The sequence below is a fragment of the Streptomyces aurantiacus genome, assembly GCF_001418335.1.
Lineage (GTDB): Bacteria > Actinomycetota > Actinomycetes > Streptomycetales > Streptomycetaceae > Streptomyces > Streptomyces aurantiacus.
On the sequence record NZ_LIPP01000232.1, the window covers coordinates 1 to 13,604 of the forward strand.

Sequence of the window (13,604 nt, forward strand, 5' to 3'; positions counted from 1 at the left end):
CGTCACCGGGCGGAACGGCGGCACCCGCAGGCCGGGCAGCAGCTCGGCGGCGTCGCGGGCGCCGGTCGCCACCAGGACGGCCCGGCACCGCAGTTCACCGTGTTCGGCCGTCGCCACGGACGTGGTCGAGACGGAGGTGACCCGCACCCCGGTTCGGACCGTCCCCGGTGGCAGGGCGCCCGCGAGCAGCTCCGGCAGGGCGTCGGCACCGCCCTCGGGGACGCACAGCCGCCCGATGGCGAAGGCCCTCAGCGCGAGGTCGGCGCACCGGCTGGAGGTCGTCAGATCCGGATCGCAGAGCAGCGCGGCCAGGAGCGGGCGCAGAAAGCCCTCGACCGTACGGGCGGGCATGCCGCGTGCCGCGAGCGCCCGTCCGGCGGGCCGCTCCGGCCGGGCCAGCAGCCGCTCCACGGGGACCGTCGCGATCCGGCCGAGGGCCGCGGCCAGCCGGGCCTGGTCGAGTGCGCTGCCGAGCGGGGGAAACGCCCGCGACACGGGCTGGACGGTGGCCGCGGGTATCTGCCTGGTCCTTCGGGGAGGGCTCACGAAGGCGCGTGCCGCGTCGAGTGCGCCCCTTGCGCCCCCGGCGCTCGCGGGCTCACCCGCACGGTGCACGCGCCCCTCGGCGTGGACGAGGACGCCGGGGGCGAACGGGCGCAGGGCGAGCCCGTCCAGGCCCGCGGTCAGCCGCAGTTCGGGGTACGACGTGCACAGGAGCCGCCCGACGCGGTCGAGCCGGAACCCGTCGATCTTCTCGGTCGTCATACGGCCACCCACATGAGGGGCGGCCTCCAGGACGACGGTCGACACACCTGCGCTGTTCAGCCGATGGGCGGCCGAGAGTCCCGCGACCCCGGCCCCCACGATGACGACGTCCGCCTGACAAGCGGGCTCAAGCACGTGCCCCTCCTTGAGGTCGCGCGGCTGCTGGGGGCCTCATGCCCCCAACGGGCATCCGGAATACCCGAGTTCGGGACGAGGGTAGGGCCGTGGCAGGCCGGGGGAACTCGCGCATGAACAGGGCACGGTCGCACGCCGGTCGCATGGGGCGGCCGTCCCGTCACGCGGGTTCGTCGCGAGGGCTCGTCGCGCGGGCTCGCCGCCGGTCTATTACGGGTGCCGTCAGCCGTCAGCCGTCAGTCGACGCCACGCGTACGCCACGCCTATGCCCTCCCTACGCCTGAGCCGCCCGCATGGTCTCCTCGATACCGGGGAACGCGAAGGCGAAGCCCGACTCCAACAGTCGGGTGGGCAGCACGCGTTGGCTGCCCAGTACCTCCTGGGCCATCTCGCCGAGCACGGCCTTCAGTACGGGTGCGGGCACCGTGAAGAGTGTGGGCCGGTGCAGGACGCGTCCCATGGCGGCCGTGATCTCGCCGTTGGTGAGGGGTTCCGGAGCCGTCAGGTTGAAGGGCCCGGACAGGGACTCGGAATCGAGCAGATGCCGCAGCGCGGCCACGTGGTCGTGCAGCGCGATGTAGCTCCAGTACTGTCGCCCGTCGCCCATCCTCCCGCCGAGTCCCGCCTTGAACAGCGGGAAGAGCCGGGCTCCGGCGCCGCCCTTCGCGGCGATCACCAGTCCCGTGCGGGCGAAGACGGTCCGTACGCCCGCCTCCTGCGCCGGCGCCGCCGCCTCCTCCCACTCCACGCACACCGAGGGCAGGAACCCGTCCCCGGGGGGCGCGCTCTCGTCCACGGCCCGTTCGCCGGTGTCTCCGTAGAAGCCCATCGCGCTGCCGTTCAGGAAGACCCGCGGCGGGCGGTCGAGGGCGGCGACGGCCTCCGCGAGCGTGGCGGTGCCGAGGACCCGGCTGTCGCGGATCGTCCGCTTGTACGCGTCGGACCAGCGGTGGTCGGCGATCCCGGCGCCCGCCAGGTTCACCAGGGCGTCGCAGCCGGAGAGCCCCAGCGCGTCCACGGTCTGCCGCTCGGGGTCCCACTGGACCTCGTCGTCCGCCCGGGGCGTACGACGCACAAGGCGCACCACCTCGTGCCCGTCCGCGGTCAGCGAGCGCACCAGGGCCGTGCCGATGAGGCCGGACGCGCCGGCCACGACGATTCGCGAAGCTTCCATGGCTCCATCCTGCGGCAGGCTCCGCGGGAGCACCGCGCGGGGGAGGACCGCGGGGGGAGCACCGCGTGGGGCGAGCCCGCGTTCGAAGGCGGCTCCCGGTGCTCCGGCTCTAAAGTGACATCCATGCCAGAGCCGTACATACGCACCGCCATGCCCGACGACGAAGACGTGCTGGGCCGTCTCGACCGCGCGGTCTGGTCCACTCGGCACGCCGTCAGCCCCCGGGATCAGCCGCCGTACGAGCCGTTCTTCAACGAGCGCTTCGGGCCGCGCGACCACCTGGTCGCCGAGCTGGACGGGCGGGTCGTCGGCTATGTGCGGTTCGGATATCCCACCTCGCTCGCCTCCAACGCGCACGTGCGGCAGATCCTGGGCCTCGCCGTCGCCGAGGACGCCCGTGGCGTCGGTGTGGGCCGGGCACTGATCGGCGCGGTCGTCGCGGTGGCCCGCCGCCAGGGCGCGCGGCGGATCACCCTGCGCGTCCTCGGCCACAACACGCCCGCCCGCAGGCTGTACGAGGCGGCGGGCTTCGTCGTCGAGGGGGTCCAGCCGGGGGAGTTCCACCTGGACGGGGAGTACGTGGACGACGTCCTCATGGGACGCAGCCTCTGACGCGTCCCCTTCCGCTGACGCGTCACCTTCCGCCGGGACGTGGCAAGGACGTGCTCAGGACGAGATGAGGTCCCCCGTGTCCACCGCGGTCTCGGCCTTCGCCGCGCGCGTGGCGTCGTCCGCGACCTCGTCGGCGGTCAGTACGTATCCCGTCTCGGCGTCGCTCGTGGAGCGTGCGAAGACGACGCCGAAGACCTTGCCGTCGGTGGTGAGCAGCGGTCCGCCCGAGTTGCCGGGCCGGACCGTGGAGCGGATCGAGTAGATCTCGCGGGTGACGGTGCCGGAGCCGTAGATGTTCTGGCCCCGGGCGTTGATCTTGTTGGCGACCGTGGCCGCCTGGAGATCGAGGCCGCCGTCCTGCGGGTAGCCCGCGACCACGGCCGCGTCGCCGCGGGTCGCGCCGGTGTCGAAGGACAGCACGGGGGCCTTGAGCCCCGGCACGTCGAGCACGGCCACGTCCTTCTGCGGGTCGAAGAGGACGACCTTCGCCTCGTACGCCTGTCCCGTACCGCCCACGCGCACCGTCGGATCGTCGATGCCCGCCACCACGTGGGCGTTGGTCATGACCCGCTCGGCCGCGTACACGAACCCGCTGCCCTCGCGGCCCTGGGTGCCGGCGGCGCCCTCGACCTTCACCGTGGAGCGCTGCGCCGCCCGCGTGGCGGCCGAGGTGACGCTGTCCCCGGAGGGCTTGGCGACACTGGTCGCCGGCTCGTTCTCGAAGGGGTTGAAGACCTGGGGGAAGCCGGCCTCCGTGAGCGCCGAGGTGGCCCGGGAGAACCAGGCCGGGGTCGTCTCGGGCATCGCGTCGTGCACCACGCCGAGCAGCGCCGAGTCACGGATCGACGAGGTGACGACGGGCGAGGCGGACGCGCCGAGGACGCTCGCGGCCACCCACGCCACGAGCAGCACGGAGACCGTGTTCGCCGCGGCGCCGCCCACTCCGTCGACCACACGCAGGGAGCCCTGGTCCAGCTCGCGGCGCAGCTTCAGCCCCAGCCGCCCCGCCAGCTCGTGGCCCACCGCGGCGGGCAGCAGCACCGTGAGCACCGCCGTGACCGTGGCGGCCGTGGTCCCCGCCTCCACCAGGTCCATCACCCAGGGCAGCACCCATACGCCGATGACGGCACCGCCCACGAAGCCGGCCAGCGAGACACAGCCCGCGACCAGGCCGCGCCGGTAGCCGGACGCCGCGTAGCCGAGGACGACCAGCAACAGCAGGATGTCGAGGAGATCCACGGAGCTCCCTTTCTCTCGGGCCCTTCAGTACGTGCCCGGCGGGCCCAGTGATCAGGTACGCGCGTGCAGCAGGCCGGTCGGCACACGCGCGTGGACCTGTAGAAACGTCCCGGACCGGGGCGTTGGTTCCACCGGGTGGCACACCACACATCGCGGGCGCCGTGAGTGTCCCGGAGAGTGGGTCGCATGTGCGCCCACCGGACCCCGCCCCCACGACCCGTCCGGGGCGTGCGGAGCCGGACACCGGGGGCGCGCACGCCGTTCACGGCTCGTATACCCCGCTCCGCGCTCATGGTGCTCGCCTGCGTCCCCGGCCTCGCGGCCGTCGCCGTGCTGGTGCTCTGCGCCGTGGGGGTCGACCGGACCCCGGGCGGTGGTGAGCGCCCCGTCTCGGGCCGTGCCGCCGGTGGGTACGAGGCCCCGAAGCCCGCCATCGTCCCGAGGGAACGCTGGCTGGGCGACGCCGCCTCCACCCAGCCGCCCACCCGGTACGCCGACCGGGTGTCCGCCGTCTTCGTGCACCACACCGACTCGCCGAACGGCTACGACTGCGCCGACGCCCCGCGCATCATCCAGTCCCTCTACACGGGCCAGGCCGGAGGCCGGCACTGGGACGACATCGGCTACAACTTCGTCGTCGACCGCTGCGGCACCGTCTACGAGGGCCGCGCGGGCGGCACCGACCGAGCCGTCGTCGGCGCCCACACCCAGGGCTTCAACGTGGGCACGACGGGCGTCGCCGCGCTGGGCACCTTCACCGCGGGCGTGCCGGTCCCCAAGGTGATGACCGACGCCATCGCGGCCGTCGCCGCCTGGAAACTGGGGCTCACGGGCATCGACCCGCGCGCCCCCGTGCGGCTCGTCTCCACCAACAGCCTGAGCAGGTACCGGGCGGGCACCCGCGGCACCTTCACCGCCGTGTCGGGCCACGCCGACGGCTACTGGACCGCGTGTCCGGGCGCCGCCCTGATGGCCGGGCTCCCCGAGATCAGACAGCACGCGGCCCGTCTGCAGGGCCGCCGCTGAAGGGCCGTCGTTGAAGGGCCGCCGCTGAAGGGCGTGCGCGGCCCGGTCGGTCCGCGGCCCGGTCAGTCCGCGAACCGGTCCCACAGCCGCGGGAAACGTTCCGCCAGCAGCGACTGGTTCTCCAGGTCGAGCGAGCTGCCCAGCGGCTCGGGCGGCGCCGCCGGGATACCCAGGTCGGGGGCGACCGTGCCGGTGAGCTGCTCGTACGCCTCGTCCGCCGCGTAACCCAGTTCCTCGCCGTCCCCGTCCGCCTCGTCGTCGAAATCCGCGAGGAGCTCGGCCAGTTCGTCGGGGTCGTGCACGGCACCCTCGTACACCTCGCGGCCCTGGCCGACCAGCCAGCAGCGGAAGAAGTCGAAGGCGTCGTCGCCGGCCCCGTCGAGCAGGATCCAGGCGGCGCCCCACAGGTCCCAGGTGTACGCGCGGTTGTAGCGGGCCTCGAAGTGACGGGCGAAGTCGAGGACCATCTCGGGGTCCAGCCGGATCAGCCGCTCGACGAGCAGGTCGGCCTGCTCCTCGGGGTCGCCCTCGGCGGCCTCGCGGGTCGCGTCCACCAGCTCCCAGAACTCCGTCTCGTCCATCACGGGACAAGCATCGGTCCTGCACCCGGCCCGCGCACCCGGGGACAGGCGGATCGTTATGCGCGCACATGCCCGCGGAAAGCCCGACAGCGGATGTCGGCATTCGGCGGGATGCTCGGCGTATGGAGAGAGCAGAGACAACAGAAACAACAGAGACAGCAAAGAGAGCGAAGAGAGCAGTACAGGGGACTGCGGGGACGCTCGGCGGACGGATCGCCCTGGTCGCGGGCGCCACCCGGGGCGCCGGGCGGGCCATGGCGGTGGAGCTGGGACGCGCGGGAGCCACGGTGTACGTGACGGGACGCACGACCCGCGAACACGTCAGCGAGGTCGGCCGGAGCACCGAGACGATCGAGGAGACGGCCGAACTGGTCGACGCGGCGGCGGGTGTGGCCGGCCGGGGGATCGCCGTACCGACGGACCACCTCGAACCGGCACAGGTGCGCGCGCTCGTCGCCCGTATCGACCGTGAACAGGGCCGCCTCGACCTCCTCGTCAACGACCTCTGGGGCGGCGACGTCCACCTCGACTTCACCACGGAGAAGCAGCCCGACCTGTGGGAGATGGACCTCGACAAGGGGCTGCGGATCATGCGCCTGGGCATCGAGTCCCACCTCGTCACCAGCCACTGCGTGCTGCCGCTCCTCGTCCGCAACCCCGGCGGACTGCTCGTCGAGGTCACCGACGGCACCGAGGAGTACAACCGGCGCTACCGCAAGCCGCTGTTCTACGACCTCGCCAAGGCGGCCCCGATCCGGATGGCGTACGACCTCGGGGAGGAGCTGAAGGAGCACGGCTGTACGGCGGTCTGCGTCACCCCGGGCTGGCTGCGCTCCGAGGCCATGCTGGACACCGCGTTCCACGTCACCGAGGAGAACTGGCGGGACGCCTGCGAGCACGTACCGCACTTCGCGATCTCCGAGACGCCCACGTACGTCGGGCGGGCCCTGGTCGCACTCGCCGCCGACCCCGACGTGGCCCGCTGGAACGGGCGGTCGCTGTCCAGCGGCGGCCTGGCCCAGGAGTACGGCTTCACGGACGTCGACGGCTCGGCGCCCGACGCGTGGCGCTATCTGACGGAGGTGGAGGCGCAGGGCAAGCCGGCGGACGTGACCGGTTACCGGTAGTCCCGGTAGTCCCGGCAGCCCTCGGCCGGCTTCCTCGGTCAGCCCTCGGTGTCGTAATAGGCCGCTGTCCTGGCGGCCGCATCGGAGAAACGTTTCCTCAGTTCGGCCGGTTCCAGCACCTCCGCCTCGGGGCCCAGCGAGAGGAACTGGCCGTACGCGACGTCGTACGACTCGACCGGCAGCGTGAGCGTGACCCGGCCCTCGGCGTCGGGCGGGCCAGCCTCGGCCAGCGCCTCCCGCGCCGACAGCGGGTCGACGGTGTGCGGCAGCCACCGCGCGCCCGCCTCGGTGAGCCGCACCACGACCGTCGCCCGCAGCAGCGAACGCGCGAACCCCGCGGCCTGCTCCGCCCAGAAACCCGGCAGGTCGAACGTCTCGTCGCGGCCGAAGCGCTCACTGCCGGGATCGACCGACGTGAACCGGTCGATGCGGTAGACCCGGAAGGCGCCGGGCTCGGTCACCCGGGCGCACACGTACCAGACACCCGCCTTGAGGACGAGCCCGTACGGCTCCAGCTCACGCTCGACGTCGTCGGTCTTCTGGTCCGCCTTCTCGCCCGTCCTCTCGCCCGCCTTCTCACGCCGGTAGCGCGCGGTGATCCGGCGGTCGTCCCAGACCGCCTCCGCGATCGCCGGCAGCAGCTCGGGGGTCCCCGGCTCGGCGAACCACGCGGGGGCGTCCAGATGGAAGCGCTGTGCCGCGGTGCGGGAGGCGTCCTTGAGGGAGGGCACCAGCGCGGCGGACACCTTCAGCCGGGCGGCCGAGGCGGCGTCGTCCAGGCCCATGTCGCGCAGCGCGCCCGGTACGCCGGAGAGGAACAGGGCCTCGGCCTCGGTGCGGGCGAGTCCCGTCAGGCGCGTACGGTAGCCGCCGACCAGCCGGTATCCACCGGTGCGGCCGCGGTCCGCGTACACCGGGACGCCGGCCTCGGAGAGCGCCTGCGCGTCCCGCGTGATCGTCCGCTCGGAGACCTCCAGTTCCCGCGCCAACTCGGCGGCCGTCATGGAGGACCGGGCCTGCAGAAGCAGCACCATCTTGATGAGGCGGGCAGCACGCATACGCCCCATGATGCCGGTGGCTCCGCCGGTTCAGCAGGCGGGGGTACGGGTGCGTGGTGGGGTGCGGCACCGTCGTGGCTGGTCGCGCAGTTCCCCGCGCCCCTGAAAGGCGGGGGTGGGTGGTACGTGGTTGGCTGCGACGCCGTCGTGGTTGCTCGCGCAGTTCCCCGCGCCCCTGAAGACAAAAGCCGGGGCGCAGCCCCGCTTGCAGGGGCGCGGGGAACTGCGCGACCAGCCCCCACCCTCCGCAGGCTGCGAACCGGCCTCGGGGGGCCTGGGGCGCAGCCCCAGCTTCGGGAAGGGGCGGGGTCGGGGAGAACTACAGGCCGTACCTCTCCCGTGCTTCCTTCACCGCTGTCGCCTTCACGTCCCCGCGTCGCGCGAGCTGCGCCAGCGCCGCCACGACGATCGACTGCGCGTCGACGCCGAAGTGCCGGCGCGCCGCCGCGCGGGTGTCGGACAGGCCGAACCCGTCCGTGCCGAGCGACGAGTAGTCCTGCTCGACCCACTGCGCGATCTGGTCGGGCGCCTGCCGCATGTAGTCGGAGACCGCGAGGACGGGCCCCTCGGCGCCGTGCAGCGCCTGCCGCACGTACGGCACCCGGTCCTCGCCGCGCAGCAGCGCCGCGTCGGCCTCCAGCGCGTCGCGCCGCAGCTCCGTCCAGGACGTGGCGGACCAGACGTCCGCGGCCACCCCCCACTCCTCGGCGAGCAGCTTCTGCGCCTCCAGGGCCCAGTGGATCGCCGTGCCGGAGCCGAGGAGCTGGATGCGCGCGGCGTTGGCGACGGGCGAAAGGCCCGCCGACTCCGCCGTGTTGAAGCGGTAGAGGCCCTTGACGATGCCCTCGTCGATGCCGAGGCCCGACGGCTTCGCGGGCTGCGGGATCGGCTCGTTGTAGACGGTGAGGTAGTAGAAGACGTTCTGGTCCTCGCCCGGAGCCGCCTCGCCGTACATCCGGCGCAGACCGTCCTTGACGATTGTTGCGACCTCGTACGCGAACGCCGGGTCGTACGACAGCGCGGCCGGGTTCGTCGCCGCGATGACCGGCGAGTGGCCGTCCGCGTGCTGCAGGCCCTCGCCCGTCAGCGTCGTACGGCCGGCCGTGGCGCCGACCAGGAAGCCGCGGCCCAGCTGGTCACCGAGCTGCCACATCTGGTCGGCCGTGCGCTGCCAGCCGAACATCGAGTAGAAGATGTAGAACGGGATCATCACTTCGCCGTGCGTGGCGTACGCGGTGGAGGCGGCGATGAAGTCCGCCATCGAACCGGCCTCGGTGATCCCCTCGTTGAGGATCTGGCCGTCCTTGGCCTCCTTGTAGTACATCAGCTGGTCACGGTCGACCGGCTCGTACGTCTGTCCCTTGGGGGAGTAGATCCCCAGGGACGGGAAGAGGCTCTCCATGCCGAAGGTGCGCGCCTCGTCCGGGACGATCGGCACCCAGCGCTTCCCGGACGTCTTGTCCCGGACCAGGTCCTTGACCAGGCGTACGAAGGCCATGGTCGTCGCGACGTTCTGCGTGCCGGAGCCCTTGTCGAAGGCGGTGAACGCCTTGTCGGCGGGGGCGGGCAGGGGCGCGAGCGGGTGCGTGCGGCGGGCCGGGGCCGGGCCGCCGAGGGCCGCGCGGCGCTCCTGGAGGTAACGGACCTCCGGCGAGTCGGCGCCCGGGTGGCCGTACGGTACGACGCCGTCGACGAAGTCACTGTCCTTGATGGGCAGTTCCAGCAGGTCACGCATCTGCTTGAACTCGTCCGTCGACAGCTTCTTCATCTGGTGGTTGGCGTTCTTCGACGCGAAGCCCGCGCCGAGGGTGTGGCCCTTGACCGTCTGGGCCAGGATGACCGTCGGAGCGCCCTTGTGCTCGACGGCGGCCTTGTACGCGGCGTACACCTTGCGCGCCTCGTGACCACCGCGGGAGAGGTGGAAACACTCCAGGATCTTGTCGTCGCTCAGCAGCTTCGCCAGCTCGACGAGCGCGGGGTCGGCGCCGAAGAAGTCCTGGCGGATGTAGGCGGCGTCGCGGGTCTGGTACGTCTGCACCTGCGCGTCCGGGACCTCCCGGAGGCGGCGGACCAGGGCGCCGGTGGTGTCGAGCCGGAACAGCTCGTCCCAGGCGTTGCCCCACAGCGACTTGATGACGTTCCAGCCGGCGCCGCGGAACTGTGCCTCCAGCTCCTGCACGATCTTGAAGTTCGCGCGGACCGGACCGTCGAGGCGCTGCAGGTTGCAGTTGATGACGAAGGTCAGGTTGTCGAGGCCCTCACGGGAGGCGAGTCCCAGGGCCGCCGTCGACTCGGGCTCGTCCATCTCGCCGTCACCGAGGAACGCCCACACGTGGGACGCCGAGACGTCCTTGACGCCGCGGTTGGTGAGATAGCGGTTGAAGCGCGCCTGGTAGATCGCGGAGAGCGGGCCGAGGCCCATCGACACCGTCGGGAACTCCCACAGCCAGGGCAGCCGGCGCGGGTGCGGATACGACGGAAGGCCGTTGCCGCCCGCCTCCTGGCGGAAGTTGTCGAGCTGCGCCTCGTCGAGGCGGCCGTCGAGGAAGGCGCGGGCGTAGATGCCGGGGGAGGCGTGGCCCTGGAGGTAGAGCTGGTCGCCGGAGCCGGGGGACTCCTTGGATTCCTTGCCCTTGAAGAAGTGGTTGAAGCCGGTCTCGTAGAGCCAGGCCGCGGAGGCGAAGGTGGCGATGTGGCCGCCGACGCCGTGCTTCGCGCCGCGGGTCACCATCGCGGCCGCGTTCCAGCGGTTCCAGCCGGCGATCCGCTGCTCCAGCGCCTCGTCGCCGTCCACGGTGGGCTCGGCGGCGGTCGGGATGGTGTTGACGTAGTCGGTCTCAAGCAGCTTGGGCAGCGCGAGTCCGTTGCCCTCGGCGCGCTCCAGGGTGCGGCGCATGAGATACGCGGCACGGTGCGGCCCGGCTGCCTGGGTGACGGCGTCCAGGGAGGCCTGCCATTCGGCGGTCTCCTCGGGGTCACGGTCCGGGAGCTGGTCGAGCTCGCTCGGCTGGACTGCGGTGGGGTCGGTCATTGCGCCGCCTTCCGGATGACGGAGGGGGTTCCCTCGTCGGCAAGGGGATTCTCGGGGGGTGCCCTTGGTCTTTGGCAGGACAGGGCGGCGGGCTCTGGTGGGAGCCCGACAAGACTGTAACTCGTTGATCGATGATCGATCAAAGGGTTGACAGGCAAAACCTCTTGATCACGACAAAGTAGGCACGGGGTGCCACGGGGTGTCTCGGCTCCAGGCACGGCGTGCCGCGTTTTCGCAGGTGAGGGGCGGGCCTACGCGGGTTCGCTGCCCGTTCTCGGGGCGCAGCCCAGCACGTGCGACTTCACCAGTTCCGCGATGAGCGGGTCCCGGCGCCGGAACGCCTCCACCAGGGCCTCGTGCTCCTCCGCGTACGACTGCTGGACCGTGCCCAGCCAGCGGATCGACAGGGCCGTGAAGACCTCGATGCCCAGGCCCTCCCAGGTGTGCAGCAGTACGGAGTTGCCCGCGGCGCGGACCAGTTCGCGGTGGAAGGCCACGGTGTGCCGGACCTGGCCGGTGCCGTCGGCCCTGCGGTCGGCCTCGTACAGGGCGGTGACGTGCGGCTCCAGGGCCGAGCAGTCGGCGGCGAGCCGTTCGGCGGCCAGCTCGGCCGCGATGGCCTCCAGGCCGGCCCGGACGGGGTAGCTCTCCTCCAGGTCGGCCGCGGTCAGGTTCCGTACGCGTACGCCCTTGTTGGGGGCCGACTCGATGAGCCGCAGGGACTCCAGCTCGCGCAGGGCCTCCCGTACGGGTGTCTGGCTGACCTCCAGCTCCGTGGCGATCCGCCGCTCCACGATCCGCTCGCCCGGCTTCCAGCGCCCGCTGACGATCCCCTCCACGATGTGCTCGCGGATCTGCTCGCGGAGCGAGTGGACGACGGGCGCGGTCATTGGGGCTCCTTCGGCGTGGGACCACGGGGCGTTGACTTCTAGACAATAAGGCCGGGAGTCGCTCCGGGAAGGGTGCGTGGGGGCGCTTTGACGCAGGTGAGACGAGCCGCACACGCGGCTCCGCCGGTCGGCAGGCGGGGTGGGTGCGTGGTGGGGTGCGGGTGCGTCGTGGCTGGTCGCGCAGTTCCCCGCGCCCCTCAAAAGCGGGGCTGCGCCCCGGCTTTTGTCGTTGGGGGCGCGGGGAACTGCGCGACCAGCCCCCACCGGCCCGCAGGTGGCATCCGAGGCGGCTGGCGGCGGTCGCAAAGGTGCCCCCGCCCGGAGAACCGGGCGGGGGCACCTCGTCGTGCGATGCGGCGGAGCCTACAGGCCGAGCTCGATCTCGAACTCGCCCGCCTCCAGGATCGCCTTGACCGCCGTCAGGTAGCGCGCCGCGTCCGCGCCGTCCACCAGGCGGTGGTCGTAGGACAGCGTCAGGAACGTCATGTCACGGACGCCGATGACCGTACCCTCGTCCGTCTCGATGACGGCCGGACGCTTGACCGTGGCGCCGATGCCCAGGATCGCGACCTGGTTCGGCGGCACGATGATCGTGTCGAAGAGCGCGCCGCGCGAGCCGGTGTTGGAGATGGTGAAGGTCGCGCCGGACAGCTCGTCCGGGGTGATCTTGTTCGCCCGGACCTTGCCCGCCAGCTCGGCGGTGGCCTTGGCGATACCGGCGATGTTGAGGTCGCCCGCGTGCTTGATGACCGGGGTCATCAGGCCCTTCTCGGAGTCCACCGCGATACCGATGCTCTCGGTGTCGAAGTAGGTGATCGTGCCCTCGTCGACGTTGATCCGGGCGTTGACGGCCGGGTGGGCCTTCAGCGCCTGGGCCGCCGCCTTCACGAAGAACGGCATCGGCGAGAGCTTGACGCCCTCGCGGGCCGCGAAGGAGTCCTTCGCCTTCCCGCGGAGCTTCATCAGCCGGGTGACGTCGACCTCGACGACCGAGGACAGCTGGGCCTGCTCGTGCAGGGCCTTCACCATGTTGTCGCCGATGACCTTGCGGATGCGGGGCATCTTGACGGTCTGGCCGCGGAGGGGAGAGGCCTCCAGCGTCGGCGTCTTCCGGGCGGCGGCAGCCGGAGCCGCGGCGGCCGGAGCCGGTGCGGCAGCGGCGGCCTTCGCGGCCTCGGCGGCGGCGAGGACGTCCTGCTTGCGGATACGGCCGCCGACGCCGGTGCCCTTGACGGTGGCCAGGTCGACGCTGTTCTCGGCGGCGAGCTTGCGCACCAGCGGCGTCACGTACGCGCCGTCGTCACCGGAGGTCGCGACAGGAGCCGCGGCAGCCGGTGCGGCAGCCGGTGCGGCGGGCGCTGCCGGGGCGACGGGAGCCGGAGCCGGTACCGGCGCGGCCGGAACCGGGTCGGGGGCCGGAGTCGTCTGCTGCTGCGGGGCGGGAGCCGTGGGCGCCTGCGGAGCCGGAGCGGCAGCGGGAGCAGCAGGCGCGGCCGGGGCCGCGGGAGCTGCCGGAGCCGGAGCCGGTGCCGGAGCCGGGGCAGCGGCGGCGGGCGCCGGAGCCGGGGCGGCCGGAGCGGGCGCCGCGGCCGGAGCCGCACCTGCCGCGCCGATGACGGCAAGCTTCGCGCCGACCTCGGCGGTCTCGTCCTCGCCGACCACGATTTCGAGCAGCACACCGGAGACGGGCGCCGGGATCTCGGTGTCGACCTTGTCCGTGGAGACCTCAAGGAGCGGCTCGTCCTCCGCGACCTCCTCGCCGATCTCCTTGAGCCACCGGGTGACGGTGCCCTCGGTGACGGACTCGCCGAGCGCGGGCAGGACGACGTCCGTGCCCTCGGCGCTGCCGCCGCCGGAGGCGGCCTCGGCGGTCGGGGCCGGCGCCGGAGCGGCGGCATCGGTGGACGGGGTGGTCTGCGGCGCCGGCTCGGGAGCGGCAGCCGGGGCCGCAGACCACCCCGTCCAC

General features: G+C 72.6%; 11 protein-coding genes. 3 read left to right on the forward strand and 8 right to left on the reverse strand.

Going from position 1 to position 13,604, the window contains the following annotated elements:
- Both AOK01_RS27900 and AOK01_RS27905 read right to left on the reverse strand, forming a co-directional pair.
- Positions 1–900 (reverse strand): FAD-dependent oxidoreductase (locus tag AOK01_RS27900; protein ID WP_157871506.1); only part of this gene is annotated, 900 nt, incomplete at its 3' end.
- A gap of 274 nt (positions 901–1,174) precedes the next feature.
- On the reverse strand, positions 1,175–2,074 hold the full coding sequence (locus AOK01_RS27905) for a TIGR01777 family oxidoreductase (protein WP_055516488.1): 900 nt from the start codon (positions 2,072–2,074) through the stop codon (positions 1,175–1,177).
- A gap of 123 nt (positions 2,075–2,197) precedes the next feature.
- Here AOK01_RS27905 and AOK01_RS27910 point away from each other — a divergent pair, with 123 nt between their 5' ends.
- Positions 2,198–2,686, forward strand: coding sequence for a GNAT family N-acetyltransferase (locus tag AOK01_RS27910; RefSeq protein WP_055516490.1), 489 nt, complete (start codon positions 2,198–2,200; stop codon positions 2,684–2,686).
- A 54-nt stretch (positions 2,687–2,740) separates the two neighbouring features.
- On the opposite strand, the gene AOK01_RS27915 is transcribed toward AOK01_RS27910, so the two are convergent.
- On the reverse strand, positions 2,741–3,925 hold the full coding sequence (locus AOK01_RS27915) for a MarP family serine protease (RefSeq protein ID WP_055516491.1): 1,185 nt from the start codon (positions 3,923–3,925) through the stop codon (positions 2,741–2,743).
- Between the two features lie 291 nt (positions 3,926–4,216).
- On the opposite strand from AOK01_RS27915, the gene AOK01_RS27920 reads away from it, so the two are divergent.
- Positions 4,217–4,951 carry a peptidoglycan recognition protein family protein gene (locus AOK01_RS27920; protein WP_055516493.1) on the forward strand — a complete coding sequence of 245 codons (735 nt, stop codon included), beginning with the start codon at positions 4,217–4,219 and terminating at the stop codon, positions 4,949–4,951.
- Positions 4,952–5,013: 62 nt separating this feature from the next.
- On the opposite strand, the gene AOK01_RS27925 is transcribed toward AOK01_RS27920, so the two are convergent.
- Positions 5,014–5,532 (reverse strand): DUF4240 domain-containing protein, encoded by a 519-nt coding sequence (locus tag AOK01_RS27925; protein WP_055516495.1) that lies wholly within the window; start codon positions 5,530–5,532, stop codon positions 5,014–5,016.
- Positions 5,533–5,654: 122 nt separating this feature from the next.
- Between AOK01_RS27925 and AOK01_RS27930 the strand changes: the two genes are divergently transcribed.
- The gene (locus AOK01_RS27930; protein WP_079103815.1) at positions 5,655–6,659 is read left to right on the forward strand and encodes an SDR family oxidoreductase; all 1,005 of its coding nucleotides are present in this window, start codon (positions 5,655–5,657) and stop codon (positions 6,657–6,659) included.
- A gap of 38 nt (positions 6,660–6,697) precedes the next feature.
- On the opposite strand, the gene AOK01_RS27935 is transcribed toward AOK01_RS27930, so the two are convergent.
- The 4 genes from AOK01_RS27935 to sucB form a co-directional block, all read right to left on the reverse strand.
- Positions 6,698–7,717: a helix-turn-helix transcriptional regulator gene (locus tag AOK01_RS27935; RefSeq protein WP_055516496.1), complete on the reverse strand. Its 1,020-nt coding sequence runs from the start codon at positions 7,715–7,717 to the stop codon at positions 6,698–6,700.
- Between the two features lie 319 nt (positions 7,718–8,036).
- Complete coding sequence (aceE, locus tag AOK01_RS27940) at positions 8,037–10,748, reverse strand: pyruvate dehydrogenase (acetyl-transferring), homodimeric type (RefSeq protein ID WP_055516498.1); 2,712 nt, start codon at positions 10,746–10,748, stop codon at positions 8,037–8,039.
- 251 nt (positions 10,749–10,999) lie between these two features.
- Positions 11,000–11,638 carry a GntR family transcriptional regulator gene (locus AOK01_RS27945; RefSeq protein ID WP_055516500.1) on the reverse strand — a complete coding sequence of 213 codons (639 nt, stop codon included), beginning with the start codon at positions 11,636–11,638 and terminating at the stop codon, positions 11,000–11,002.
- 363 nt (positions 11,639–12,001) lie between these two features.
- A partial coding sequence (sucB, locus tag AOK01_RS27950; RefSeq protein ID WP_055516501.1) for a 2-oxoglutarate dehydrogenase, E2 component, dihydrolipoamide succinyltransferase occupies positions 12,002–13,604 on the reverse strand: 1,603 nt, incomplete at its 5' end.